Annotated in this window: 21 protein-coding genes; 4 read left to right on the forward strand and 17 right to left on the reverse strand. The window is 70.8% G+C overall.

Annotated elements, in window-relative coordinates:
* Positions 1-2 precede the first annotated feature (2 nt).
* The 9 genes from FCN22_RS06120 to FCN22_RS06160 all read right to left on the reverse strand — a co-directional run bounded on the left by FCN22_RS06120 (position 3) and on the right by FCN22_RS06160 (position 10,276).
* Positions 3-2,501: an NADH-quinone oxidoreductase subunit G gene (locus FCN22_RS06120; RefSeq protein WP_137120653.1), complete on the reverse strand. Its 2,499-nt coding sequence runs from the start codon at positions 2,499-2,501 to the stop codon at positions 3-5.
* Positions 2,498-3,811, reverse strand: coding sequence for an NADH-quinone oxidoreductase subunit NuoF (nuoF, locus tag FCN22_RS06125; RefSeq protein ID WP_137120654.1), 1,314 nt, complete (start codon positions 3,809-3,811; stop codon positions 2,498-2,500). The genes FCN22_RS06120 and nuoF overlap by 4 nt, the downstream gene beginning before the upstream one ends.
* Entirely contained in the window at positions 3,808-4,584 is a 777-nt protein-coding gene (nuoE, locus tag FCN22_RS06130; RefSeq protein WP_137120739.1) for an NADH-quinone oxidoreductase subunit NuoE, read from the reverse strand. Before nuoE ends, nuoF begins: the two co-directional genes overlap by 4 nt.
* A 151-nt stretch (positions 4,585-4,735) precedes the next feature.
* Positions 4,736-6,100, reverse strand: coding sequence for an NADH-quinone oxidoreductase subunit D (locus FCN22_RS06135; RefSeq protein ID WP_137120655.1), 1,365 nt, complete (start codon positions 6,098-6,100; stop codon positions 4,736-4,738).
* Positions 6,100-6,981: an NADH-quinone oxidoreductase subunit C gene (locus FCN22_RS06140; RefSeq protein WP_238384549.1), complete on the reverse strand. Its 882-nt coding sequence runs from the start codon at positions 6,979-6,981 to the stop codon at positions 6,100-6,102. The genes FCN22_RS06135 and FCN22_RS06140 overlap by 1 nt, the downstream gene beginning before the upstream one ends.
* Positions 6,978-7,532 (reverse strand): NuoB/complex I 20 kDa subunit family protein, encoded by a 555-nt coding sequence (locus FCN22_RS06145; RefSeq protein WP_137120656.1) that lies wholly within the window; start codon positions 7,530-7,532, stop codon positions 6,978-6,980. Before FCN22_RS06145 ends, FCN22_RS06140 begins: the two co-directional genes overlap by 4 nt.
* Before the next feature lie 18 nt (positions 7,533-7,550).
* Positions 7,551-7,913, reverse strand: coding sequence for an NADH-quinone oxidoreductase subunit A (locus tag FCN22_RS06150; RefSeq protein ID WP_137120657.1), 363 nt, complete (start codon positions 7,911-7,913; stop codon positions 7,551-7,553).
* A 76-nt stretch (positions 7,914-7,989) separates the two neighbouring features.
* Entirely contained in the window at positions 7,990-9,315 is a 1,326-nt protein-coding gene (locus FCN22_RS06155) for a geranylgeranyl reductase family protein (protein WP_137120741.1), read from the reverse strand.
* A 271-nt stretch (positions 9,316-9,586) separates the two neighbouring features.
* Entirely contained in the window at positions 9,587-10,276 is a 690-nt protein-coding gene (locus tag FCN22_RS06160; RefSeq protein WP_137120658.1) for a demethylmenaquinone methyltransferase, read from the reverse strand.
* 165 nt (positions 10,277-10,441) lie between these two features.
* Between FCN22_RS06160 and FCN22_RS06165 the strand changes: the two genes are divergently transcribed.
* Positions 10,442-11,731, forward strand: coding sequence for an isochorismate synthase (locus FCN22_RS06165; protein WP_137120659.1), 1,290 nt, complete (start codon positions 10,442-10,444; stop codon positions 11,729-11,731).
* A 34-nt stretch (positions 11,732-11,765) separates the two neighbouring features.
* Here FCN22_RS06165 and FCN22_RS06170 read toward each other — a convergent pair whose 3' ends face one another.
* From FCN22_RS06170 to FCN22_RS06190, 5 genes are all read right to left on the reverse strand, one after another.
* Positions 11,766-12,377, reverse strand: coding sequence for a hypothetical protein (locus tag FCN22_RS06170; protein ID WP_137120660.1), 612 nt, complete (start codon positions 12,375-12,377; stop codon positions 11,766-11,768).
* A 157-nt stretch (positions 12,378-12,534) separates the two neighbouring features.
* Positions 12,535-13,770: a YkvI family membrane protein gene (locus FCN22_RS06175; protein ID WP_137120661.1), complete on the reverse strand. Its 1,236-nt coding sequence runs from the start codon at positions 13,768-13,770 to the stop codon at positions 12,535-12,537.
* 154 nt (positions 13,771-13,924) lie between these two features.
* Positions 13,925-15,736, reverse strand: a complete 1,812-nt coding sequence (gene menD, locus FCN22_RS06180; RefSeq protein WP_137120662.1) for a 2-succinyl-5-enolpyruvyl-6-hydroxy-3-cyclohexene-1-carboxylic-acid synthase — start codon at positions 15,734-15,736, stop codon at positions 13,925-13,927.
* Complete coding sequence (locus tag FCN22_RS06185; protein WP_137120663.1) at positions 15,733-16,683, reverse strand: aldose 1-epimerase family protein; 951 nt, start codon at positions 16,681-16,683, stop codon at positions 15,733-15,735. Before FCN22_RS06185 ends, menD begins: the two co-directional genes overlap by 4 nt.
* Before the next feature lie 57 nt (positions 16,684-16,740).
* Positions 16,741-18,372: an AMP-binding protein gene (locus FCN22_RS06190; RefSeq protein WP_137120664.1), complete on the reverse strand. Its 1,632-nt coding sequence runs from the start codon at positions 18,370-18,372 to the stop codon at positions 16,741-16,743.
* 97 nt (positions 18,373-18,469) lie between these two features.
* Here FCN22_RS06190 and FCN22_RS06195 point away from each other — a divergent pair, with 97 nt between their 5' ends.
* A complete protein-coding gene (locus FCN22_RS06195; protein WP_137120665.1) occupies positions 18,470-20,764 on the forward strand; it encodes a helicase-associated domain-containing protein in 2,295 nt (764 codons plus the stop codon).
* A 27-nt stretch (positions 20,765-20,791) separates the two neighbouring features.
* On the opposite strand, the gene FCN22_RS06200 is transcribed toward FCN22_RS06195, so the two are convergent.
* The 3 genes from FCN22_RS06200 to FCN22_RS06210 form a co-directional block, all read right to left on the reverse strand.
* A complete protein-coding gene (locus FCN22_RS06200; RefSeq protein WP_137120666.1) occupies positions 20,792-22,741 on the reverse strand; it encodes a M13 family metallopeptidase in 1,950 nt (649 codons plus the stop codon).
* Positions 22,742-22,838: 97 nt separating this feature from the next.
* The gene (locus FCN22_RS06205) at positions 22,839-23,297 is read right to left on the reverse strand and encodes a GNAT family N-acetyltransferase (RefSeq protein WP_238384550.1); all 459 of its coding nucleotides are present in this window, start codon (positions 23,295-23,297) and stop codon (positions 22,839-22,841) included.
* Positions 23,294-24,250, reverse strand: a complete 957-nt coding sequence (locus tag FCN22_RS06210; RefSeq protein ID WP_202911442.1) for a hydroxymethylglutaryl-CoA lyase — start codon at positions 24,248-24,250, stop codon at positions 23,294-23,296. The genes FCN22_RS06205 and FCN22_RS06210 overlap by 4 nt, the downstream gene beginning before the upstream one ends.
* A gap of 234 nt (positions 24,251-24,484) precedes the next feature.
* Here FCN22_RS06210 and FCN22_RS06215 point away from each other — a divergent pair, with 234 nt between their 5' ends.
* Both FCN22_RS06215 and FCN22_RS06220 read left to right on the forward strand, forming a co-directional pair.
* A complete protein-coding gene (locus tag FCN22_RS06215) occupies positions 24,485-25,102 on the forward strand; it encodes a hypothetical protein (RefSeq protein WP_137120668.1) in 618 nt (205 codons plus the stop codon).
* 46 nt (positions 25,103-25,148) lie between these two features.
* On the forward strand, positions 25,149-26,801 hold the full coding sequence (locus FCN22_RS06220; RefSeq protein WP_137120669.1) for a DNA repair helicase XPB: 1,653 nt from the start codon (positions 25,149-25,151) through the stop codon (positions 26,799-26,801).
* Positions 26,802-26,884 lie beyond the last annotated feature (83 nt).

Genomic DNA, 26,884 nt, shown 5'->3' on the forward strand with positions numbered 1-26,884 from the left:
GCTCATTCCGGGGCCCCCTCACCCTTGTTGAGCGTGACCACGGCACCGGCGTCGACACCGAGCATCGAGCGCACCGCGGACCCGGGAGAGTTGGTGGGCAGCCAGACCACGTGGTCGGGCATGTCCGTGATCGCGACGGGCAGGCTGATCCGGCCCGTGTCGGTGGAGACCGTCAGGACCCAGCCCTCGGCGAGGCCGACTGCCGCTGCCGTCGCTGCCGAGACCCGCGCCACCGGACGCGGCGCCGTGCCGGCCAGGAACGGCTCACCGTCCTGCATGCGCCCGGCGTCGAGCAGGGTGTGCCAGGTGGCGAGGACGGCTTCCCCCTCCCTGAGCGCCGGCGGGTCGACGGGCTCGCGCGAGGGCAACGGTGCCCGCGCGCCGGTCCACGGTCCGACCGCGCGCATCTCGGCGCGGGTGGAGTCGACCGTGCGCGTGCCGAGGAACTCACCGAGCTCTGCTGCGAGCAGGTCGAGCACGCGGTAGTCGCTCATGTTGTTGCTCGACAGGGCGCGCTCGAAGGGACGCACGCGTCCCTCCCAGTCGACGAAGGCGCCGGGCTTCTCCTGGTGGGCCGCCACCGGCAGCACCACGTCCGCGTAGGGCGTGACGGGGCTCTCACGCAGGTCGAGCGACACCACGAAGGTGCGCTCCAGCGCGGCGCGGGCCGCCCGGGGGTCGGGCAGGTCGTCAGGATCCACGCCACCGACCAGCAGGGCCCCGATCTCGCCGGACCCGGCAGCCGCAACCATCGCGGCGGTGTCGCGACCGGGTCGTGCGGGCAGTTCGGGGACGCCCCAGGTGGCAGCGAGCTCGGTGCGGGCCGAGGGGTCGGCGACCGGACGGCCACCTGGCAGCAGGCCCGGCAGGGCTCCGGCCTCCAGCGCGCCGCGCTCACCGGCACGGCGCGGCACCCACGCCAGCTTGGCGCCGGTGATGGCGGCGAGGGCCGAGGCGGCCGAGAGGGCACCCGGCACCGTGGCGAGCCGCTCCCCGACCAGGATGACGGCGTCGCTGCGCAGCGCGTTGCTCGCCTCGACGATCTCGGCGACGTCCTCGTGGCCACCGGCCAGGGCGCGGAGCACCTCGGTCTCGGTGCCCGGTGCGGCCGAGATCAGCGTGCCGCCTGTCTTGTCCAGCGCGGGCGTGACGAACGGCGCGACCGAGAAGACCCGGGTCTTGTGGGCGCGGTGTGCCTTGCGCAGCCGCAGGAAGACGATCGGCGACTCCTCCTCGGGCTCGAACCCGACCAGCAGGACCGCCTTGGCGGACTCGAGGTCGGCATAGGTGACCGCGAGGCTGGTGGCCGCGACGTGACCCGCGAGGAACTCCGCCTCCTCCTGCGAGTGTGGACGGGCCCGGAAGTCGATGTCGTTGCTCTGCAACACCGTGCGGGTGAACTTGCTGTAGGCGTAGGCGTCCTCGTTGCTGACCCGCCCGCCGACGAGCACGCCGGTGCCACCCGAGGCGCGCGCGGCGTCGAGCCCGCGAGCCGCGACCTCGAGGGCCTCCGGCCAGCCGGCGACGCGCAGCTGCCCGTCGTCACCCCGCACGAGCGGCTCCGTGATCCGGTCGCTCTGCTGGGCATACGTGAACGCCCAGCGCCCCTTGTCGCAGTTCCACTCCTCGTTGACGGCGTGGTCCTCGAGGGCCATCCGGCGCAGGACCGTGCCGCGGCGGTGATCGGTGCGCTGGGCGCAGCCGCTGGCGCAGTGCTCGCACACGCTCGGGGTGGAGACCAGGTCGAACGGACGGGAGCGGAACCGGTAGGCCGAACCCGTGAGCGCACCGACCGGGCAGATCTGCACGGTGTTGCCGGAGAAGTAGGACTCGAACGGCTTCTCCTCGTAGATGCCGACCTGCTGCAGCGCGCCTCGCTCTATCAGAGCGATGAACGGGTCACCGGCGATCTGGTCGGAGAAGCGGGTGCAGCGAGCGCACAGGATGCAGCGCTCGCGGTCGAGGAGCACCTGGCTGGAGATGTTGATCGGCTTGGGGTAGGTGCGCTTGATGTCCTCGAAGCGCGACACCGCCCGGCCGTTGGACATCGCCTGGTTCTGCAGGGGGCACTCGCCACCCTTGTCGCACACCGGGCAGTCGAGCGGGTGGTTGATGAGCAGGAACTCCATCTGCCCGTGCTGTGCCTTGTCGGCCACCGCGGAGGTGTGCTGCGACTTGACCTGCATGCCCTCGCTGACGGCGATGGTGCAGGACGCCTGCGGCTTCGGCATCGCCCGCATCGACCCGTCCGGGCCGGGGGTGGCGACTTCCACCAGACACTGGCGGCAGGCGCCGACCGGGTCGAGCAGCGGGTGGTCGCAGAACCGCGGGATCTGGATCCCGACCTGCTCGGCCGCCCGGATGATCAACGTGCCCTTGGGCACGCTCACACCCACACCGTCGATGGTCAGGTTGACCAGCTCCGGCTTGGGCGGAATCTGGGCGTTGCCTCCCTCGTCCACGGCGTTGCCACCGGCAGGGGGTGAGGTGGACACGGTCATGGGGCCACGGTCTCCTTCGCGAACAGCGTCGAGCGCGACGGCGGGAACAGCTCGGCGGCCGGGGTGTGCATACCGGCCTCGAACTCCTCGCGGAAGTACTGCACCGCGGAGGTGATGGGGCTGGTCGCGCCGTCCCCGAGGGCGCAGAACGCCCGACCGAGGATGTTGTCACAGATGTCGACCAGCTTGTCGATGTCGTCCTGGCTGCCGCGGCCGTGTTCCAGTCGCTCCATGATCTGCGACAACCAGAAGGTGCCCTCGCGACAGGGCGTGCACTTGCCACAGGACTCGTGGGCGTAGAAGTCGGTCCAGCGCGCCACGGCACGCACCACGGACGTGGTCTCGTCGAAGATCTGCAGGGCGCGGGTGCCGAGCATCGACCCCGCGGCCGCCACCGACTCGAAGTCGAGGGGCACGTCGAGGTGCTCTGCCGTGAAGATCGGCGTGGAGGAGCCCCCGGGGGTCCAGAACTTCAGCTCGTGGCCCTCGCGGACGCCCCCAGCGAGCTCGAGCAGCTCGCGCAGGGTGATGCCGAGCGGCGCTTCGTACTGTCCGGGCCGGGTCACGTGCCCGGACAGGCTGAAGATGCCGAAACCGGTGGACTTCTCGGTGCCCATGCCGCTGAACCAGTCGGCCCCGTGCAGCAGGATCGAGGGCACCGAGGCGATGCTCTCGACGTTGTTGACGACGGTGGGGCGGGCATACAGGCCGGCGACCGCGGGGAACGGCGGCTTGAGCCGGGGCTGGCCGCGTCGACCCTCCAGGGAGTCGAGCAGCGCCGTCTCCTCGCCGCAGATGTAGGCTCCGGCGCCCGCGTGCACGGTCACCTCGAGGCTGAAGTCGGTGCCGAGGATGTTCTTGCCGAGGTACCCGGCGGCATACGCCTCCTCGACCGCGCGCAGGAGGCGACGGTAGACGTGCACCGTCTCCCCGCGCAGGTAGATGAACGCGTGCTCGCAGCCGATCGCGAACGAGGTGATCACCACACCCTCGAGCAGGATGTGTGGCGCCGCCAGCATCAGCGGGATGTCCTTGCAGGTGCCGGGCTCGGACTCGTCGGCGTTGACCACCAGGTAGCGCGGGCCACCGTCCGGCGGGGGCAGGAAGCCCCACTTCATGCCCGTCGGGAAGCCGGCGCCGCCACGTCCGCGCAGACCGGAGTCCTTGGTCATCGCGACCAGCTCGTTCGGCTGCATCGTCACGGCCTTGCGCAGCGCCTTGTATCCGTCGTTGCGCAGGTAGGTGTCGAGGGTCCAGGACTGCGGGTCGTCCCAGAACTTCGTGAGGATGGGCGTCAGCTGGGTGCTCACCGCTCCGCCTCTCCGGCGCCGTCCGCGCCTTCTGGACCATGGTCGTCGTCGGCGCCCGGGTCGGGCGCGGTCCAACCGCGCTGGTGGGCCACCTTGAGGCCCTCCAGCGACGCCGGGCCGGCGCCGACGCCCTCGTCGGCCAAACCGTCGGGGAAGCCGGCCAGCACCCGCTCGGTGTGCTTGAACGCGCACGCGCGCGAGGCGCCACGGGTCGGTGTGACCTCGTTGCCGGCGCGCAGGTCGTCGACCAGCGCGGTCGCGCTCTGCGGGGTCTGGTTGTCGAAGAACTCCCAGTTGACCATCACGACGGGGGCATAGTCGCAGGCCGCGTTGCACTCGACCCGCTCGAGGGTGACCTTGCCGTCCTCGGTGGTCTCGTCGTGGCCGATGCCGAGGTGGTCACTCACCCGCTCGAAGATCTCGTCTCCGCCCATGATCGCGCACAGCGTGTTGGTGCACACGCCGACGGTGTAGTCACCGTTGGGGTGGCGCTTGTACTGCGTGTAGAAGGTGGCGACGCCGCTCACCTCCGCCGCGGTCAGCTCCAGCTTCTCGGCGCACCAGTTGACCCCGCGGCCGGTCACGAAGCCGTCCACGCTCTGCACGAGGTGCAGCAGCGGCAACAGCGCCGAGCGCCGCTCGGGGTAGCGCGCGATGATCAACGCGGCGTCCGCGTCCAGCTGGGCCAGCACGTGCGCGTCATACGGCTGGTCGGAGGCGTGCAACGGTGTCTGCCGGTGCACCGGGTCCGGCGCGGCTCCGGCCTCGCTCATCGCGGTCCGGTCGTCCGAGTGCCCGGTGTTCGCCGTGTGCTCGATCTCTGTCATCGGTCCACTCCTCCCATGACGTCACCCCACGAAATCCCCGCTCGTACCTCACTCGGTACTGCGCGGGGACCCCGACATTCCTTGTGCACGGCGTTTGTCATCGGTCCACACCACCCATGACTGGGTCGATCGAGGCCACCGCGACGATGACGTCGGCGATCATGCCGCCCTCGCACATCGCGGCCACGGCCTGCAGGTTGTTGAAGGAGGGATCGCGGAAGTGCGCCCGGTAGGGCCGCGTCCCTCCGTCGGACACCACGTGCGCGCCGAGCTCGCCCTTGGGCGACTCGATCGGCACGTAGGCCTGACCGGGCGGCACCCGGAAACCCTCCGTCACCAGCTTGAAGTGGTGGATCAGCGACTCCATCGAATCGCCCATGATCTCGCGGATGTGGTCGAGGCTGTTGCCCATGCCGTCGCCGCCCAGGGACAGCTGCGCGGGCCACGCGATCTTCTTGTCCTCGATCATCACGGGGCCGGGCGTGCTCTGCAGGCGGTCGATGGTCTGCTCGACGATCTTGAGCGACTCGTACATCTCCGCGAAGCGCACCAGCAGGCGGCCGTAGGCATCAGACGTGTTGGCCGTCTGCACCTCGAAGTCGTAGGTCTCGTAACCGCAGTAGGGCTCGGACTTGCGCACGTCGAGCGGGAACCCGGTGGAGCGCAGGATCGGTCCGGTGAGGCCGAGCGCGATGCACCCGGTCAGGTCGACGTAGCCGACATCGACGGTGCGGCCCTTGAGGATCGGGTTCTCGACGAGCAGCAGCTCGAGCTCGTGGATGCCGCGGCGGATCTGCGGGATGGCGTCCCGCACCTTGTCGATCGCACCGGGTGGCAGGTCCTGCACCACACCGCCCGGGCGGACGTAGGCGTGGTTCATCCGCAGGCCCGTGATCATCTCGAAGATCGACAGGATGCGCTCGCGCTCGCGGAACCCGATGGTCATGACCGTCGTGGCGCCCATCTCCATGCCGCCCGTGGCAAGCGCGACCAGGTGGGATCCCACGCGGTTGAGCTCCATCATCATCACGCGGATGATCGAGGCGCGCTCGGGGATCCGGTCGGTGATGCCCAGCAGCTTCTCCGTCGAGAGGCAAAAGGCCGTCTCGTTGAAGATCGGCATCAGGTAGTCCATGCGCGTGCAGAAGGTCACGCCCTGGGTCCAGGTGCGGAACTCCATGTTCTTCTCGATGCCGGTGTGCAGGTAGCCGATGCCCGCCCGGGCCTCGGTGACCGTCTCGCCGTCCAGCTCGAGGATCAGCCGGAGCACGCCGTGGGTCGAGGGGTGCTGCGGACCCATGTTGACGACGATGCGGTCCTCGCCGATGGAGGCTGCCTCCTCGGCGAGGCTCTCCCAGTCACCGCCGCTCGCGGTGAAGACACGACCCTCCGCGGCGTCGTCCCGGTCGGACTCGGACGTCGCGAAGATGTCCTCGGTCTCGTGTGTGGTCTGCTCGGTCATCAGCTGTACGACCTCCGCTGGTCCGGCGGCGGCACGGTGGCGCCCTTGTACTCCACCGGGATGCCACCGAGGGGGTAGTCCTTGCGCTGGGGGTGGCCCGGCCAGTCGTCCGGCATCAGGATCCGCGTGAGCGAGGGGTGCCCGTCGAACTCGATGCCGAACATGTCCCAGGTCTCGCGCTCGTGCCAGTCGGCCGAGGGGTAGGTCGCGACGATGGAGGGGATGTGCCGGTCGTCGTCGGGACAGGACACCTCCAGCCGGATCCGCCTGCTGCCGTGGGTGATCGACAGCAGGTGGTAGACCGCGTGCAGCTCACGACCGGTCTCTTGGGGATAGTGGACCCCGGAAACGCCCGTGCACACCTCGAACCGCAGCGCCGGGTCGTCACGCAGGGCGCGCGCGACCGCGGGCAGCGCTTCGCGTGCGACGTGGAGGGTCAGTTCGCCCCGGTCCACCACGACGCGCTGGACCGCGTCGCCGTAGGTCGTGTCGTCACCGTCGCCGAGGCCGCGCTCCAGGGCGTCGGCAACCTCGTCGAAGTAGGAACCGTAGGGCCGAACCGCCGCGGCCGGGAACAGGATCGGTGACTCCAACCCGCCATACCCGCTGGTGTCGTTGCCCAGTGAGGAACCGAACATGCCCTGGCGCTCGCCGATGACGACCGGCTCGGGAGCCGTGCCGGGCTCGGCGGGCAGGTTGGGCGGCTCGGCGGCGGTGGGGGCACCACCGGTTTCCTGCGCGGCCGTCGTCGACACCTTCTGCTCCGGCTTGTCGGCCGCCGGCGTCACCTCGGCCTTTTCGCCGTTGTCACTGCGGGCTGCCTCCGGCTCGCCTGACGCCGAACCGCTCGCTCCGCTCGTGCCCTCGCTCGGCGGCGTCATGCCAACAGCCCCTTCATCGCGTGCGTCGGCGTCGCCTCGAGAGCGGCCTGCTCGGCCGCGCGCGCCGCCTCGACCCGGTTGACCCCCAGCTTGGAGTTCTGGATCTGCTGGTGCAGCACCAGGATCGCGTTGATCAGCATCTCCGGGCGGGGCGGGCAGCCCGGGAGGTAGACGTCGACGGGGACGACGTGGTCGACCCCCTGCACGATCGCGTAGTTGTTGAACATGCCGCCGCTGCTCGCGCAGACGCCCATCGAGATGACCCACTTGGGCTCGGGCATCTGGTCGTAGACCTGGCGCAGCACGGGCGCCATCTTGTTGCTGACGCGCCCCGCCACGATCATCAGGTCGGCCTGCCGCGGCGTGGCGGAGAACCGCTCCATGCCGAAGCGCGCGATGTCGTAGTCGGGGGTGCCGACCGCCATCATCTCGATGGCGCAGCAGGCGAGCCCGAACGTCGCCGGCCACACCGAGCTCTTGCGCATGTAGCCCGCGACCTGCTCGACGGTGGTCAGCAGGAAGCCCGCTGGCAGCTTCTCTTCAATACCCATGATCTATCGGTGTCCCATCTAGTCCCACTCCAGGCCGCCGCGGCGCCAGACGTAGGCGTAGGCGACGAACACTGTGAGGATGAACAGCACCATCTCCACCAGCGCAAAAAGGCCCATCTTGTCGAAGGCCACGGCGAACGGGTAGAGGAAGACGCTCTCGATGTCGAAGACGATGAACAGCATCGCGGTGATGTAGTACTTGATCGGCACCTTGCCGCCGCCCTCGGCCTGCGGCGTCGGGTTGATACCGCACTCGTAGGCGTCGAGCTTGGCCCGGTTGTAGTGGCGGGGGCCGGCGATCGGGGCGATCATCACCGAGAACACCGCGAAAGCCGCGCCGATGCCGGCGAAGAACAGGAGTGGGACGTACGAGTGGCTCATGACCTCGCGCTCCCCTTTCGGATGCTCGGTGTGGTCAGGGCTCGTCGGCGCACAATCCTAGGCCCGGTGCGATTCGTCATGCCGCTGGGGCCATCTTGGAGAGCGCGTTGATCAACCGGTCGCTCGCCGCACCGCCGTGCGGCTCGGTGAGGTTGGCCATGATCTTGAGCATGAGCTTCATCAGCGTGGTGCGCGGCAGGCCGTAGCGGGTGGCGAGTCGCATGACCTCGGGATGACCGATCATCTTCGCGAATCCCCTCCCCAGCGTGTAGTAGCCGCCGAGCGCATCCTTCATCACCGCGGGGTAGGACCGCAGCACCCGCTCCCGCGCGTCGTCGGTCTGCCGGGCGAAGGCCTGGGCCACGACGTCGGCGGCCAACCGCCCGGACTCCATCGCGTAGGCGATGCCCTCACCGTTGAACGGGTTGACCATCCCCCCGGCGTCACCCACCAGCAGCAGGCCCCGGTCGTAGTGCGGCTGCCGGTTGAAGCCCATCGGGAGGGCGGCGCCGCGGATCGGCCCCGTCATCGTGGAGTCGTTGTAGGTCCACTCGGCCGGCATCGTCGCCACCCAGCGCTTGAGCACGTCCTTGTAGTCGACCCGGCCGAACGCCTTGGACGTGTTGAGGATGCCCAGGCCGACGTTGCTGGTGCCGTCGCCGACGCCGAAGATCCAGCCGTAGCCGGGCAGGAGGATCTGGGTGTCCGGATCGTCGGCCTTGGGCGCCCACAGCTCGAGCCAGGACTCCAGGTAGTCGTCGTCGTGACGGGGGCTCTCGAAGTACGTGCGCACCGCGACGCCCATCGGGCGGTCGTCGCGCTTGGGTCGGTCCATCGACAACGACAGGCGGCTCGAGTTGCCGTCGGCCGCGACAACCAGGGGCGCGCCGTAGACGACCTCGTCGCCGGTGCCGCGACCCTTCTCGTCGACCGGCCTGGCCCGGACGCCGACGATGTGCCCGGTGCGGTCGTCCAGGACCGGACCGACCACGTTGGTGCGCTCGTGCAGCCGGGCGCCGTGCTTGACCGCGTGCCTGGCCAGGATCTCGTCGAAGTCCTGCCGGGTCCGGACCAGCCCGTATGGCGGGAAGCTGGCCAGGTCGGGCCAGTCCAGCTGGAGCCGCATGCCGGAGCCGAGGATGCGCAGTCCGTGGTTCTTGATCCAGCCGTCCTCCTCCGGCGTCGGGATGCCGAGGGTGATCAGCTCCTTGACCGCGCGCGGGGTGAGTCCGTCGCCGCAGACCTTCTCCCGCGGGAACTGCGTCTTCTCCAGCAGCAGCACGTCCAGACCCGCCATCGCGAGGTAGGCGGCAGTTGCCGAACCACCCGGACCGGCGCCCACCACGATGACGTCAGCGGTCTCGGCAGCGGTGGGGGCCGTCGAGGCGGTCGCGGAAGAGATCTTCGATGAGGGTGCGGCGGAAGGCGGGAAGGTGCTCGACCCCACCCGGGACACGCTGCTGCTGCTCTCGCTCACGACTGCCTCTGCACGCTTGTGAAGATCTTCACGAACTCGACTTGGCAGTCTATGACGGAAGGCTGGATCTGTCGTACCAAGGCGCACCTAACCTCCTCTGGCATCTCCCTCGTGAGGAATCTTCGTGAGGTCCGGTGCCCTCCTGAGGGCCGGAACCTCACGATGATTCCTCACGGCGGTCGGGGTGGGGGAGGTCTCAGCGGCGCGCCCGGTGGAGGGCGACGATGCCACCGGAGAGGTTGCGCCAGGCGACGTCCTGCCACCCGGCCGACGCCAGCATGGTGGCCATGCCCCGCTGGTCGGGCCAGGCCTGGATCGACTCGGCCAGGTAGACGTAGGAGTCCGGGTTGGAGCTGACCCGCCGCGCCACCGGCGGCAGCGAGCGCATGAGGTACTCGGTGTAGATGGTGCGGAAGGCCCGGTTGGTGGGCTGGCTGAACTCGCAGATGACCACGCGGCCGCCGGGTGCCGTGACCCGGTGGAACTCCTCGAGGGCCGCCTGTGGGTCGGCGACGTTGCGCAGCCCGAAGGACATGGTGACCGCGTCGAACGCGCCGTCCCTGAAGGGCAGGTGCAGCGCGTCGGCGGCGGTGAACCCCAGGTCCGGGCGGCGGCGGAGACCGGCTCGCAGCATGCCGAGCGAGAAGTCCGCCGGGACGACGTCCACCCCCCGGTCGGCGAACGGCTCGCTGCTCGTGCCGGTGCCGGCCGCGATGTCGAGGACCCGTTCCCCGGGCCGGGCGTCCACCGCCGCGAGGACCGCCTTGCGCCAGCGCCGGTCCTGCCCGAGGGAGAGGATGTCGTTGGTCAGGTCGTAGCGCCCGGCCACGTCGTCGAACATCGAGGCGACCTCGTCCGGGCGTTTGTCGAGGCTGGCGCGGGTCATGGCCCCATCCTCACCCATACCCGCCCTCGACGGGCAGACGGCCGTCCCCGTGCTCGTTTCGCCCTGTCTTCTGTCGCCCAGACCGGTGTGCCAGCTCGAAACCGTCCGTCGAAACGGCTTGGGCGACGCACAGGCCGGCGGCGGACAGACGTAGGCTGTGCCGCCGTGAGCACCCTGCACGAGGCCCCCGAGTCGGCCGCATCCGCGCCGCTGGTGGCGCGCACCGTCGATCTCGCCGACCCGGGCCCGTTGCTGGCCCTGCTGCCGGATCGGCCCCCGGACGAGCTGGCGTCCTGGCTGCGCGGCGACGACGGTCTGGTCGGCTGGGGCAGAGCGCTCACCTTCGAGACCTCCGGCCCTGAGCGGTTCGCTGCCGCAGAGCACTGGTGGCGGGAGGTCGTCGGACACGCCGTGGTGCGTGACGAGGTCGGTCTGCCGGGCACCGGCCCGGTCGCGTTCGGGTCCTTCTGCTTCGCCGACGACTCCCCGAGTGGGGCGGCACTCGTCATACCCGAGGTGTTGGTCGGTCGACGCGGCGAGCGGTGCTGGCTGACCACCGTGGGGCTCGGCTCACAGCTGCCCGGGGCACCCGCCGTGCGTCCTGCCGAGGCGCCGCGCGCCCCGGAGTCGGTCGCCTTTGCCGACGGCGCCCTGACCGGGGCGCAGTGGTCCGGCGCGGTGGCCGAGGCGGTCGGGCGGATCACCCTGGGCGGGATGGACAAGGTCGTCCTCGCGCGTGACCTCGAGGTGAGCACCGACGGGCCGGTGGACGTCCGCTGGCTGCTGGGCCGGCTGTCGGCGTCCTACACCAACACGTGGGTCTTCGCGGCCGACGGCCTGGTCGGGGCGACCCCGGAGCTGCTGGTGCGGCTGGAGAAGGGCCTGGTCACCTCCCGCGTCCTCGCCGGCACCATCCGCCGCACCGGCGACGACAGCCACGACCTCGCTCTCGCGGCGTCGCTGGCCCGGTCGTCCAAGGACCTCGAGGAGCACGAGTATGCCGTGCGCTCCGTCGCCGACGCGCTGCGGCCGCACTGCTCGTCGATGAACGTGCCGGAGTCGCCGTTCGTGCTGCACCTGCCCAACGTCATGCACCTGGCCACGGACGTCGCCGGGGTGCTGTCGGGCGCCGCGACCTCGCTGGGGCTGGCCGCCTCGCTGCACCCGTCGGCCGCGGTGTGCGGCACGCCGCGGGAGGTCGCCGCGCAGGCGATCGCCGAGCTGGAGCAGATGGACCGTGGTCGGTATGCCGGACCGGTCGGCTGGATGGACGCGAGCGGTGACGGTGAGTGGGGCATCGCGCTGCGCTGCGGGTCGGTCGGGCCGGGCGATCCCGACCGGATGCGGCTGTTCGCCGGTTGCGGCATCGTCGCGGGGTCCGACCCCGAGTCGGAGCTGGCCGAGTCCGACGCCAAGCTGGTGCCGATGCGCGACGCGTTCACCGGCACGCCCTGAGGCCGCAGACGCTGGGCAGCGGATCCTGCTCGTCCTACCGAGCCTCGTCGTCGAGCTGGGCGGGGTAGCCGGCGCGCAGCGCGGCCACCGATGACGGCGGCGTGAGCACCTCCGCCTCGCCTCGGCGTGGACGCCTTCGCCGGGCGCCGTAGCCGGCCGGCGTCCAGGTGGTCAGGTGGTCGTCGACGACCACCGCCGGACCGGTAGCGGTGCGGACGAACACGCCGTCTGGGAGCTCTCGCCACGGCATGGCGTGCACCCGCCGGGTGTGGGTGCCACGCACAATCCGTTCGCCGTGCAGCTGACGATTCATCTGCTTCGCCGACGGGGGCGGCACCGACAGTGCGTCCGCCCAGGCGTCCCGGTAGGTGAGGTAGGCGCCCCGGCGGCACTCGCCGCAGGGCCGGTGCCCCGCCGCCAGCGACACCGCCTCGTCGTGGAAGTACAGCCAGGTGAAGTGGTGCGGCAGCCACTGCTCGCTCCACCGCCCCCGGAAGTCGAGCGCGCAGGTGATCCACAGATCGCCGGCGTGGAACCGGCGGATCCGGTGCCCGTCGTGCAGGATGCCGCGGTTGCCCGTCCAGGCGCAGCGCAGCGGGATCGCGACGATCTCGCCGTCCGGCGTGACCCGGTTCTGCTCAGGCACACTGCCCTCCTCCACCCGGCATACGACCCGTGGCTACCTGTGGCTCCCTGTGGCTCCCTGTGGCTACACGGCATACCACGTGTGGGACCCCGGGCACGCGGCGCTGCCGGGGAAGCCGCGCCGCGCGGGCGGCGTGGCTTCCCCGGCAGGTCTCGGGTCAGACGGGGTCGAGCTCGCCCTCGTCGGCCCGCACGTCGGACCTCTCGTAGGTGCCGGGCTCGGTCGGCTCGGTGAAGGCACGGCCCTGCTTGGTCACCATCAGGTAGGTGCCTCGCACCAGCAGCGGCACCGCGAACACGACGATCATCGCGTAACCCATGGCCGTGTAGCCCTTGGCCACCAGGTCGATGATCCCGACCTGGGCGAGCAGCACCGACAGCCCGAGGGTGACCACTGCGACTCCGCCGGCCCAGGAGCGGCTCATCTTGGGCCGCTCGACGTCGACGAGGTTCTGGTCGACCCGCGCCACGAGGGCGTAGATCATGCCGGTCGCCGTCTCGATCAGCGTCCAGCCGACGACGATGCCGAAGACCACGACCACCCAGGCGCCCTCGGACCCGAGCATCTCCAGCCACGGGACCGTGGCGCCGAAGATGTCGTCACGGGGGTAGAAGCCCATCAGCGCCACGTAGGTGAGGAACCATGGGATGGTCATCAGCAGACCGGAGACCAGACCGGCCACGGCGGTGTCGCGCATGCGGGTCTGCCGGTGCACGGTGAACAGCGCCGCGGGGTAGACCGCGAGGTTGTAGCCGACGTAGAGCACGCCGGACCACAGGATGGCCCAGATGCTGACGGTCGGGTGCAGGGAGTGGTTGCCGCTGCTGAAGGTCTCCGCGATCGCGTCCCAGTTGCGCATGATCACCAGCGTGGCGAAGATGATGTATCCGACGTAGAGCAGCACCGTGCCGACCGACTTGAACCGCTCGATCACGCTCTCGCCGAAGAAGTTGAGCAGTCCGACGACGACGGTGATCAGCAGGACGCCGACCCAGTAGTTCAGGCCCAGCGTGCTGTTGAGGATCTCCCCCGTCGCCGCCGCCATGATCGCGATGATCAGGATCGCGAGCAGGATGTAGACGATGTCGAAGGTCCAGTAGAGCGGCCCGATGAGCTTTTTCAGCAGGGTACGGTAGTCGAACGCCTGGAAACGCCGGGCCGTCTCGAACATCAGGAAGGCCATCAGGCCGAAACCGACGAAGATGCCGAGCCCCGCGAGCCAGCCGAGGGCGCCGTACTTCGCTCCGAACTCGACGATCTCACGGCCGGTGGCGTAACCGCCGCCGATGAGCACCGACTGCAGGATGACACCGGGCAGAAGCATCCGGCCGTATCGGCCCTCGAAGAAGCCCTGTCTCTCCGGAGGCGGGCGGGATGCGGTGTGGGAGGCCATGACGCGGTCCTTTCGTCGAGTGCTCGGGCCTTGGTCCGGGACACCATAGCCGTCGGGACGTGTGGTTTTGCTTTGCTGACGTCAACGAAATAGTCACGTTTGCAGGGGATTTCGGTTCCAGCAGTCGTGCAGCCGGCGATTGAGGCGGCGGCGGTCAGCTGCCCCGAAGCGCTTGCAGGGCCGCGGCCCGCACCCGGGAGTGCATGCGGCGGTGGCTCTCGCGCGGGACGGGCACCTCGACCACCCGCAGGCCGTCCGACCGCTCGCTGACCGCGTCGGACAGCTCGTCGCGTGTCTCGGCCAGGATGTGGCCGACGCCGTGCGCGCGGCACAGGTCTGCGAGCGACGTGCCGGTCGGCGTGCCGAAGATCCGCTCGAAATCGGCTGCGCGAGAGGGATCCCCGGGCTCGAGCGTGGTGAAGATCCCGCCGCCGTCGTCGTTGGTCACCACGATGGTGAGGTCGGGACGCGGTTCGTCCGGGCCGATGAGCAGGCCGTTGGTGTCGTGCAGGAAGGTCAGGTCACCCATCAGCGCGTATGCCGACCGCCCGCCGGGGGCGGCCGCCGCCCCTGCGTCCGCCGGGTCACCCTCTGGTGTCGCGCCCTCGGTCGGCGCGGCCCCCCGCGCCAGCGCGATCCCGACCGCCGTGGAGACGCAGCCGTCGATGCCTGCCAGGCCGCGGTTCGCCAGCACCTCGAGGTCGTGGTTGCCGTGGCCCGGCGACACGGCCAGGTCGAGGTCACGCACCGGGTTGGACGACCCCAGGAACAACAGGGCCCGATCAGGGAGAGAGGCGAGCAGCGTTTCGGCCAGCGCGAGTCCGGACGGCCAGGCCGCATCATCGGCCAGGACGGCGCGGCCGGCCTCGTCGACGCACTTGCCGGCCTGGGTCCACTCGGTGAGCCACTGGGGGTCGTGCTCCTGCAGCGCCGGATCCAGCTGGTGGAAATCGCGCCAGCTCCAGACGTGCGCCGCCTGCGCGCTCGGGTCGGACCACTGGTCCCGCGTCGTGACGACGTGCAGCTCGACCCCGGCACGCCGGACCAGGGCCGCGACGGCACGCGAGAGCGTGACCCGTCCGACGACCACGACGTGGTCGGGGGCGTGGGCATCCACCCACTCCGTCGCGGTCAGCAGCAACGGTCCGCGCGGGAGCACGCTGCCCTCGTCACCGTCGCAGGAGGACCCGAACGGCTCGGCCACCGCCGGCCAGCCGACACGTGCGGCCACGGCCGCCGCCTCCGCAGCCATATAGGGCTGAGGGAGGTCTCCGATGACGACCAGGGTGCGGGCCCCTGCCGCGAAGTGGCTGTTGTGACCCGACGGGACGCGGTAGGAGACCCACGCCCGTCCGTCGGGACGCCCGGCCAGGGACTCCGGCCAGCCGGAATCCGCTTCCACCACGGCCGGATCGGGCACGAGCGGCTCTCGCAGCGGCACGTTGAGGTGGACCGGCCCGGCTCCGAGCTCGTTCAGCCCGCCGACGGCGGCGGCACGCGCACGCGCGACGACCGATCGCCATACGGCGTTCTGCCCGGCCCGACGCTCCGGCGCGCCGAGGTCGTGCGACCAGCGCACCGCCCCACCGAAGATCCCGACCTGGTCGGTCGTCTGGTTGGCTCCCGTGCCGCGCAGCTCCGGCGGACGGTCCGCCGTGATGAGCAGCAGCGCGACGCCGGCGTGGTGCGCCTCGAGGACGGCCGGGTGCAGGTTCGCCACGGCTGTGCCCGACGTCGTGACGACCGGCACGACACCGCCGCCGCCCTTGACCAGGCCGAGGGCGAGGAAACCGGCGGAGCGCTCGTCGACGCGCACGTGCAGGCGCAACCTGCCGGCGCGTTCGGCCTCCTGCAGCGCGTAGGCCAGCGGCGCGGAACGGGAGCCCGGGCAGAGCACCGCCTCCCGGACCCCACCACGCACCAGCTCGTCGACGAGCACGGTCGCCAGGGCGGTGGACGGGTTCACGACGCAGCGGCCGGGGTGATGCCCCACGAGGCCGAGAACTCGGCGCCGGGCTTGAGCGTGAGCAGCCCGGTGCCGGAGTTGAGCGCGTCCGCGGGGCAGGTCATCGGCTCCACCGCGACCCCGCTGGTGCGGCGCAGCGGCTCGGAGAGCGTGTCACCGGTGAAGACCTGTGCCCAGGGGTAGGCCGCCGCGTCCGCCCACAGCGTCGTCTTCACGCCGGTGCCGTCGCCGCCGGCGGGTCGCTCGATCGAGACCCGCCAGCGACCGTCCGAATCTGCCTCGAGATCGGTGAAGGCGTTGTCCAGGACGGCGTTGCCGATCGGTCGCCCACCGCGGTAGTCCAGCTCGGTGCCCTCCAGCGGAGACGTCCCGCAGGGGATCAGCCGCTCGTCCACGTCGACCGAGGTGACCGCCGGCACCGTCAGGGTGAGCTCATCGACGCGCGCCTCCGTCGCCGTGAGATAGGGGTGGGCCCCGAAGCCGAAGGGAGCGGGCGTCATACCGACGTTGCGGGCGTGCGGTGTCACGGTGAGCCCCTCGTCATCGAGGAGATAGCCGACCGTGAGGTCGAGGCTCCAGGACCAGCCCTGCTGGGGGCGCAGCCGACACGCCACCGTGAGCGACGCGTCCGAGCGGTCCGCGACCGACCAGAGCGACCAGCGCACGAGGCCGTGGATCGCGTGGTGCCGCGGCGGTTCCGTGAGCGCGAGCTGGAGCTCCTTGCCCTCCTCGAAGGAGTAGCGTCCGTCGCGCACCCGGTTGGGCCAGGGCATCAACAGCTGTCCGCGACCGCCCGAGCACTGCTCGTCCACGGCGTAGCCGTGCACCACGTCCCGCCCGGCATGCGTGTAGCTGCGCAGTCCCCCGCCGACCTCCACCACGACGGCCTCGTGCTCGCCGTGCCGGATCGTCCACTGCTCACCACTCGGACTGGCTGCGGTCTCCATGCCGCCGACCCTATGACTCCGCCGCGCCGCTCGCGAGTGACGTACGGCGGGCGCCTCTCAGGACCCGCCCAACAGCTCCGTCGCGCGCTCGCGCATCTCGACCTTGCGGATCTTGCCGGTCACCGTCATCGGGAACTCCTCGACGACGTGGACGTAGCGCGGGATCTTGTAGTGCGCCAGCCTGCCGGTGCAGAACTCCCTGACGTCGTCGGCGGTGAGCGGATCCTGTCCGGGCTTGAGGATCACCCAGGCCATCAGCTCCTCGCCGTACTTCTCGTCGGGCACGCCGATCACCTGCACGTCCGCGATCGCGGGGTGGGTGTAGAGGAACTCCTCGATCTCACGCGGGTAGACGTTCTCCCCACCACGGATCACCATGTCCTTGATCCGCCCCACGATCGACACGTAGCCCTCGTCGTCCATCGTCGCGAGGTCGCCCGTGTGCATCCACCGGGCGGCGTCGATCACCTCGGCCGTCTTGTCCGGTTGGCCCCAGTAGCCGAGCATGACGCTCGTGCCACGGGTGCACAGCTCCCCCGGCTCGCCACGCGGCAGGGTGCGGCCGTTCACCGGGTCCACGACCTTCACCTCGATGTGCGGCATCACCCGCCCGACCGTCTCGGTGCGGCGGGCGAGGTCGTCGTCGACCCGGGTCATCGTCGAGACCGGCGAGGTCTCGGTCATCCCGTAGCAGATCGCCACCTCGTCCATGTTCATCTCGGCCACCACCCGCTTCATCACCTCGACGGGACAGGGCGATCCGGCCATGATGCCGGTGCGCAGGGCGGACACGTCATACGAGCTGAAGTCTGCCAGCCCCATCTCGGCGATGAACATCGTCGGCACGCCGTAGAGGCTGGTGCAGCGCTCGTCCTGGACCGCCTTCAGCGTCGCCGCCGGCTCGAAGGACGGCGCGGGGATCACCATGCACGACCCGTGCGACGTGGCCGCCAGGTTGCCCATGACCATGCCGAAGCAGTGGTAGAAGGGCACCGGCAGGCAGATCCGGTCCTGCTCGCTGTAGCCCACCAGCTCGCCCACGAAGTAGCCGTTGTTGAGGATGTTGTGGTGCGACAGGGTCGCGCCCTTGGGGAACCCCGTGGTGCCCGAGGTGTATTGGATGTTGATCGGGTCATCGGCGGTGAGCGTCACCATCCGGTCCGTGAGCTGTTGCCGGTCCACCGTGGAACCCGCCGCCACCAGCTCGTCCCAGCTCGGTTCGCCGATGTAGACCACGTCGGTCAGGTCGGGGCAGTCGCCGCGGACCTGGTCGACCATCGACCGGTAGTCGGAGGTCTTGTGCCGGACCGCGCTGACCAGCATCCGCATGCCCGACTGCTTGACGACGTAGGCCAGCTCGTGTGACCGGTAGGCCGGGTTGACGTTGACCAGGATCGCGCCGATCTTGGCCGTGGCGTACTGCAGCAGGGTCCACTCGGCACCGTTGGGCGACCAGATGCCGATCCGGTCCCCTGCCGCGACCCCCCGGGCGAGCAGCCCGAGCGCCAACGCGTCCACGTCCCGGTCGAACTCGGCGTAGGTCCACCGCCGACCGCTCGGCACGTCGACGAGGGCCTCACGGTCGGGGAAGCTGGCGGCCGTGCGGACCAGGTTGTCGCCGATCGTGTCGCCCAGCAGGGGCGAGTCCGACGTGCCGGACGCGTAGGACGGTTGGGCAGGAGCGGACACGGGGCCTCCAGGGTCGAAGCGGTGCTGGCCCCTCCATCTTTGGCACCGGGCGCCCTCTGGGCAAGCACCCGTCCCGGATCCGGATAGCGTATGACGAGTGCCTGCCTCACGTGCGTCCCGTCGCTCCCCCTCCCGGAGCCTGGCCGAGGACGTCCGGTCGCGCAGTGACGAGGAGCTGCGCGACCTGGTCCGATCGCGTCCGGACCTGGCCCGGCCCGCGCCGGCCGACCTCACCAGCCTGGCCGCCCGCTCCAGCACCCGCGCCAGTCTGCAGCGCGCCCTCGACACCCTCGACCGGGGCCACCTGCAGGTGATCGAGGCGCTGCTGGTCACCGGCGAGCCGGACGAGCGACAGACCGCGGCGCTGATGGGCATCTCGGTGTCGGCACTACGTCCCTTCCTCGACCGGCTGTGGCGGATCGCGTTGCTGTGGCGCAGCCCCGAGGGCCTGCGCGTGGTGCGCACGGTGGCCGAGCTGATCGGCCCCCATCCGGCAGGTATCGGGCCACCTGCAGCCGATCTGCGTGCCGGCGACAGCGCTGCGGGACAGGCCGTCACCACACCGGCGGGCGCTGACCTCGAGAAGTCGGTCGCGATGTCCTCCCCCGAGGCCCGGGCGATCCTGGACCGCCTCACCTGGGGTCCACCGGTGGGTGTGCTCACGCCCGAGGGACCCCTGGCTCGAGCCGGCCGCGAGCTGGTGACGGCCGGACTGCTCGTCCCGACCGCCGACGACCAGGTGATGCTCCCGCGCGAGGTCGCCCTGCACCTGCGGCACGGGCGCCTGCACCGCGAGCCCCGCCTCGAGCCGCCGCCTGCCCCCTCGCACGTTCGCGCGCCGGAGTCGGTCGACTCGGCCGCGGGCGCACCGGCCGCCGAGCTCCTCGGCCACCTCGACGAGCTGGCCGAGGAGTGGGGGGCGCGGCCACCACGAGTGCTGCGGGCCGGAGGTCTCGCGGTGCGCGACCTCAAACGGCTCGGAGCGGTCCTCGACCTACCCGTCGAGCATGCGGCCTTCGTCGCCGAAATGGGCTACGCCGCAGGGCTGCTCGCGGACGACGGCGCCCTCGAACCCAGCTGGGCACCCACCCCCGCCTACGACGAGTGGCAGCAGCAGCCCGGCGAACGACGCTGGTGCCGGGTCGCGGCCGCCTGGCTCGCGAGCAGCAGGGCCCCTTCACTGGTCGGGTCCAACGCCGTCGGCTCGGGCACGGTCAACGCGTTGAGCGCGGCGGCGGTCTGGCCGGCCGGCAGGCAGCGCCGGGCGGATGTGCTGCGCGAGCTCGCCACGCTGGCGCCCGGCGCCGCCCCCGGCATCGGGGTCCTGGAGGACCGCATCCGGTGGCGTCGCCCGCTGCGACTCCCCGAGGGGGTCGAGACCAGGATCGACGTCGTGCTCCGCGAGGCCGACTGGGTCGGGGTCACCGGCGGCGGCGCGTTGAGCGCGGCGGGTCGGCTGCTGCTCGAGGACGACCTCGACGCGGCGACTGCTGCGATGGCCGAGCACCTGCCGGCACCCGTCGAGGAGATCCTCCTGCAGGCCGACCTCACGGCGATCGCGCCCGGACGCCTCGACGGCAGCCTCGCGCGCTTCATGCGGCTCGCGTCGGACGTCGAGTCCCGCGGCGGCGCCACCGTCTTCCGCTTCTCCCCCGACAGCCTGCGCCGGGTCTTCGACGCGGGCTGGTCGGCGGCGCAGGTGCTCCAGACCCTCTCCGACGCCAGCCGCACTCCCGTCCCGCAACCACTGGACTACCTCGTCCACGACGTCGCACGCCGGCACGGGCAGACCCGGGTCGGCTCGGTGAGCTCCTACGTGCGCAGTGACGACGGCGCGGTGCTCGACGCCATGGCGGCCGACCGGGGCCTCCGCCCCCTGCGGCTGCGCCGGATCGCCCCGACCGTGCTCGTGTCGCCAGCACCAGCCACCACCACCCTGGAGATGCTGCGGGACAACGGGTTCACCCCGGCGGCCGAGTCGCCGGAGGGCGGCATCGTCGTCCCGGCAGCGAGCCGACACCGCACGCCTCCTCGCCGGGCCGCGACCTCACCCGTGCAGGTCACCCGGGTGGACGACGACTACTCGACGACCCTCGTGGCGGCGCTGCGCGCGGGTGAGGAGGCCACGGCATACCGACGTCAGCAGGACGAGTCGCGAGTCGGCCCGCGGCTGCCGGCCAGTGATCCGACGGTGACCCTCGCGCTGCTGCGGGAGGCAGTGGCCGACCACCTCGGCGTGTGGATCGGCTACGTCGACGCGACCGGCAGCAGTAGACGGATCCTGTTGCGGCCCAGCCGGGTCGAGGGCGGCCGGGTCCTCGGCTCTGAGGCCGACTCCGACGTGCAGCGGTCGTTCTCCATCCACCGCATCACCGGAGCCGCCCTGGCCTGACCGCCCCGCCTGACCACATCGCCGTGCTCACCAGATGCGGACGCGCTCCTCCTCGGGCAGCCAGAGGTCGTCGCCCTCGACCACGTCGAAGGCGTCGTAGAACTCGGTCAGGTTGCGGGCGATGTTGGCCCGGAACTCGGCCGGCGAGTGCGGGTCGATCTGCAGCAGCTGCAGGGCCGACTCCTCGCGGGCCTTGCCCTTCCACACCTGCGCCCAGCCGGCGAACACCCGCTGTGCACCGGTGAACCCGTCGATCTCGGGCGACGGTGCGCCCTCGGTCGCGATCCGCCACGCCTCGTAGCCGATCGTCAGCCCACCGAGGTCGCCGATGTTCTCACCCACGGTCAGCGCGCCGTTGACGGTGTTGCCGGGGTAGTCGCGCAGCTCGAAGGCGTCGTACTGCTTGATCAGCGCGCCGGTGAGCGCCTCGAAGCGCTCGCGGTCCTCCTGCGTCCACCAGTCCACGAGGTTGCCCGCGCCGTCGTATCGCGAACCCTGGTCGTCGAACCCGTGGCCGACCTCGTGCCCGATGACCGACCCGATGGCGCCGTAGTTGACCGCGTCGTCGGCCTCGACGTCGAAGAACGGCGGCTGCAGGATCGCCGCGGGGAAGACGATCTCGTTCATCCCCGGGTTGTAGTAGGCGTTGACCGTCTGCGGCGACATGAACCACTCGTCGCGGTCGATCGGCTTGCCCAGCTTGCCGAAGTCGCGGTCCAGCTCGAAGGCGTTGGCCCGTCGCACGTTGCCCAGCAGGTCGCTGCGGTCGACCTCCAGCGCCGAGTAGTCCCGCCACCGGTCGGGGTAGCCGATCTTCGGCGTGAACGCCTCGAGCTTCTCCAGGGCCTTGGCTCGCGTCTCCTCACCCATCCAGGTCAACGACGAGATGTTGCGGCGGTAGGCCGCCACCAGGTTCTCCACCAGGTTCAGCATCCGGGCCTTGGCCTCCGGCGGGAAGTACTTCTCGACATACAGCTGGCCGGCCGCCTCGCCTGCCGCCTCCTCAACCAGGGACACCCCACGCTTCCACCGCTTGCGCAGTTCGGTGGCTCCGGTGAGCTTGCGCCCGAAGAACTCGAAGTCCTCGGTCACCAGGTCCCCGGAGAGGTAGGCGGCATAGGCGTGCACGAGCTGCCAGCGCAGCCAGAGCTTCCAGTCGTCCAGGGGCACCTGCTCGAGCGCCTCGGCGAGTCCGGCCAGGTAGCTCGGCTGTCGCACCACGACCTCGTCGAGCGCGTCGGCCGCGACCCCGAGCCCCTCGCGCCAGGCGTCCCAGTCGACCCCCGGAGCCAGATCGCGCAGCCCCGCAGCGTCGACCTTGGTGTAGGTCTTCACCGCGTCACGCGTGGCCACGTTGTCCCAGTGCGACTTCGCCAGCCGCGTCTCGAGCGCCATCACGCGGTCGGCCGCGTCCTGGGCTGCGTCCACCCCGAGGTGACCGAGCATCCGCGCGACGTGCGGCACGTATGCCGTCCGCACACCTTCGTGCCGCTCCTCGCGGTAGTACGACTCGTCCGGCAGGCCCAGACCCGCCTGTTCGAAATAGGCGATGTAGCGGTCGGAGGCGCGGGCATCGGTGTTGATGAAGGGAATCACCGCACCGGCGACCCCGTGGCGCTGCAGCTGTCCCATCACCCGCAGAAGTCCCGGCACGTTCATGACCGAGTCGATCGCCTCGAGGTCCGGCCGCAGCGGGGTCACGCCGAGCTCTTCGACGCGCGCCTCGTCCATGAACGACGCGAACAGGTCACCCGCCTTGCGCCCGGCGGTCGGTGCCGCGTCCTCGGCGCCGGCCTCGGTGAGCAGCTCGTGCAGGTGCCCCTCCGCCTCCTCCCGCAGCATGTCGAAGGTGCCGTAACGCCCACGGTCGGACGGGATCTCGGTGTTCGCGATCCAACTTCCGTTGACGAACCCGAAGAGGTCGTCCTGGGGCCGCACCGAGCGGTCCATCGCCTCGAGGTTGATGCCTGACTTCATCTGGGAACTGCTCCTTCGGAGGGGGAGGGGGCTGGTGAGGTATGACGATCGCATGCGTGAGGTGCGGCTCTAACGTCCGTCCGTGGCCGGGGACAGGTCACAGCTCGCGTTTGAAGCCGACGTGGCTCGCCGTGAAGCCGAGCCGCTCGTAGAACCGGTGTGCGCCGGCGCGCGAGCTGTCGGAGGTCAGCTGGATCAGCGCGCACCCCTGACGGCGCGCTTCCTCGACGGCCCACTCGATCAGCTGCGTTCCGAGACCGGTCCCGCGCTCGTCCGCCCGCACGCGCACACCCTCGACCTGGGCGCGGGTCGTGCCCCGACGGGAGAGCCCCGGGATCGTGGTCAGCTGCAGCGTGCCGACGACGACGCCATCGCGTTCGGCGACCGCGAGCACCTGGTGCGGGTCGGTGGCGATCTGCGCGAACGCCCGCGCATACGGCGCGAGGTCGTCGGGGTCCTCGCGGCCGGCGCCGAGGGGGTCGTCCATCAGCAGCGCGACAATCGTCGACACGTCGTCGAGAGTCGCCTTCCGGTAGGTGACCTCGCTCGCGCTCACCCCTGTCCTCCCGCTGTCGTCGCCGCTCCGGCGAGCGCCTTGACAACTCGCGACGGCGACGGCCGGCCCAGCTGCTGCGCCATCCACACACTGGTCGAGACGAGCTGGTCGAGGTCCACCCCGGTCTCGATCCCGAGCCCGTTGAGCGCCCAGACGAGGTCCTCGGTGGCCAGGTTGCCGGTCGCGCTCTTGGCGTAGGGGCACCCACCGAGACCGCCCGTCGACGCGTCGACGACGGTGACGCCACGGGCCAGCGCGGTCATGGTGTTGGACAGCGCCTGACCGTAGGTGTCGTGGAAGTGCACAGCGACACGTTCCATGCCGATTCCCTTGCCGTCCAAGGAGTCCAGCAGTGACAGGACGTGGCCGGGTGTGCCGACGCCGATGGTGTCGCCCAGGCTCAGCTGGTCGCAGCCGAGGTCCATCAGGCGGCCGCAGACGTCGACGACCTGGGCCACCGGCACCTCCCCCTCCCACGGGTCGCCGAAGCACATCGAGACGTAGCCGCGCACCCAGGCACCAGCCTCCTTGGCACGCGAGACCACCGGAGCGAACATCTCCAGCGACTCGGCGACCGTGCGGTTGAGGTTCTTGCGGGCAAACGTCTCGGTGGCGCTGCCGAAGACCGCGACCGAGGTCAGGCCGAGCTCGAGGGCCCGGTCCAGTCCCTTCTCGTTGGGCACCAGCACAGGTCGACGCGGGCCGAGCGCGTCCTCTCCGAGCAGGCCGACCAGCTCCGTCGAGTCGGCCAGCTGGGGGATCCACTTCGGCGGCACGAACGAGGTGGTCTCCACCGTCCCGAGTCCGGCGGCGACCAGCCGCCGGATGAACTCGGCCTTGGTCTCGACCGGCACGACCGCCTTCTCGTTCTGCAGCCCGTCGCGCGGGCCCACCTCGTAGATGGTGACGCGATCCGGCAGCCCGGACAGGGGCACGGTGCTCGGCAGACTCATGTCACTCATCCTGCCATCCGACCTGCCGCCGCCATGGGGCGACGGTGGACCGGTCCCCCGTCGGCACGACGTCCTGCGCCGCGGTCGTCGCGGCAACCGGCACGCAGGACCTTCCTTCGAACTCGGGCACCGCCGACCACCGTCCTCGTCCTTTCCGGGGCGATGGTCCCGCCACACCACCGCTGACCTGCAGCGCCGCCTATGCTCGAACCACGCGGCACAGAGGAGCACGCGATGAGCGATGACCCACGCGCCAGTGGCGCCGGCGATCCCGAGGAGGATGCGTTCTCCCGGGCCTTCCGCGAGCGCCGGGCCACGCTCACCGGGAGCACCACGGCACCGGTGCGGCCGGACCCGACCTCTCCGCTGCCGATGACCGACGCGGCACGGATGCCGGTCCACCCGCCGCCAGCAGAGTCGGCCGAGCGCCAGACGCGACCGCCCTCGGGTGCCGCGCCCCCGGATCCTTATGCCGCGCGCCCGGAGGTGGGGACCCCACCCGGCCAGCCCTACCCGGCATACGGCTCCGACGCTCCCCGGCTCTCGCCGCCGCCGGGCCAGCCCTATCCGGCCTACGGACACCACGTCGAGGACCAGTCACGGCCGTCGGCCGCGCCGCTGGTCACCGTGTCGCTGCTGACGATGGTCTTCACCATGCTGTTCGTCGGCCTGCCGAGCGTCGCCATCGGCCTCCTCGCGGTCGGCAAGGACGACGCTGCCGCCAAACGACGACTGCTGCGGGTGGGCTGGATCGTCTACGTGGTCAACTGGGCGTTCGTGGTCATCGGCGCGGTGCTGCTCGGCGTGGGGCTGGCCGTCTGGATGCACCAGCTCACGACGCCGGTGAGGTGAGCGCTACGGGAACACCCCACCGGCCGAACGCGTTGATGCCACAGTTATGACCGACGGCCCCCTCATCGTCCAGAGCGACAAGACCCTCCTGCTCGAGGTCGAGCATCCCCGTGCCGACGAGGCGCGGCGTGCGATCGCGCCGTTCGCCGAGCTGGAGCGCGCCCCCGAGCACGTCCACACCTATCGGCTCACTCCGCTCGGCCTGTGGAACGCCCGCGCCGCCGGGCACGACGCGGAGCAAGTGGTGGACGCGCTGGTGACCTACAGCCGGTATGCCGTGCCGCCGGCCCTGCTGGTCGACCTCGCCGACACGATGGCCCGGTATGGCCGGCTCAGCCTCGAGAAGCACCCCTCGCACGGTCTCGTGCTGCGCAGCACCGATCGGCCGGTGCTGGAAGAGGTGTTGCGGCACAAGAAGATCAAGCCCCTGGTCGGCGCGCGCGTCGACGACGGGACGATCGCCGTGCATCCCTCCGAGCGCGGCCACCTCAAGCAGGAGCTGCTCAAGGTCGGCTGGCCCGCGGAGGACCTGGCCGGTTACGTCGACGGCGAGGCGCACCCGATCGACCTCGACGAGTCGGAGTGGTCGCTGCGGCCCTACCAGCAGCACGCGGTCGACGGCTTCTGGCACGGTGGCTCCGGCGTGGTCGTCCTGCCCTGCGGGGCGGGCAAGACGCTGGTCGGCGCGGGTGCGATGGCCCGTGCCCGCACCACCACCCTCGTGCTCGTGACCAACACGGTCGCCGCCCGGCAGTGGCGCGACGAGCTGTTGCGGCGCACCTCCCTGACCGAGGACGAGATCGGCGAGTACTCCGGCGCCCGCAAGGAGATCCGGCCGGTGACCATCGCGACCTACCAGGTGCTCACGACGCGCCGCAAGGGCACCTACACCCATCTCGACCTGCTCGACGCCCGCGACTGGGGACTGGTCATCTACGACGAGGTGCACCTGCTGCCTGCTCCGATCTTCCGGATGACCGCCGACCTGCAGGCCCGCCGACGCCTCGGCCTGACCGCGACGCTCGTGCGCGAGGACGGCCGCGAGTCCGATGTGTTCAGCCTGATCGGACCGAAACGGTTCGATGCGCCCTGGAAGGACATCGAGTCCCAGGGCTACATCGCCCCCGCCGACTGCGTCGAGATCCGGGTGACGCCTCCCAACGCCGAGCGGATGGCCTACGCGACCGCGGAGCCGGAGGACCGCTACCGGCTGGCCTCGTGCAGCCCGACCAAGGACCACGTCGTGGAGGCGCTCGTGGCCCGGCACCGCGGTGAGCCGACCCTGGTCATCGGCCAGTACCTCGACCAGCTCGAGACGCTCGCCGGCCGGTTGGACGTCCCGCTCATCACGGGCGCGACGACGGTCACCGAGCGGCAGAAGCTCTTCGCCGCCTTCCGCTCCGGCGAGGTCGGCCTGCTCGTCGTGAGCAAGGTCGCCAACTTCTCCATCGACCTGCCGGAGGCCAGTGTCGCCATCCAGGTGTCGGGCACCTTCGGGTCCAGGCAGGAGGAGGCGCAGCGACTCGGCCGGGTGCTGCGGCCCAAGGGCGACGGCCGCACCGCGCACTTCTACACGGTGGTCGCCCGCGACACCGTCGACGCCGAGTTCGCGGCTCACCGGCAGCGGTTCCTCGCCGAGCAGGGCTACGCCTACCGCATCGTGGACGCCGACGACCTCCAGGCCGGCCTGCCCGACTGACACGGAGTTGCTCTCGCTGCCCCGCTGGCTCACCCCGCGTTCCCGCTGCCTCCCGCTGCCCGGCAGGTGGCGGCGTGAGCAGC

Source organism: Segeticoccus rhizosphaerae (genome assembly GCF_005222685.1).
GTDB classification, from domain to species: Bacteria; Actinomycetota; Actinomycetes; order Actinomycetales; family Dermatophilaceae; genus Segeticoccus; species Segeticoccus rhizosphaerae.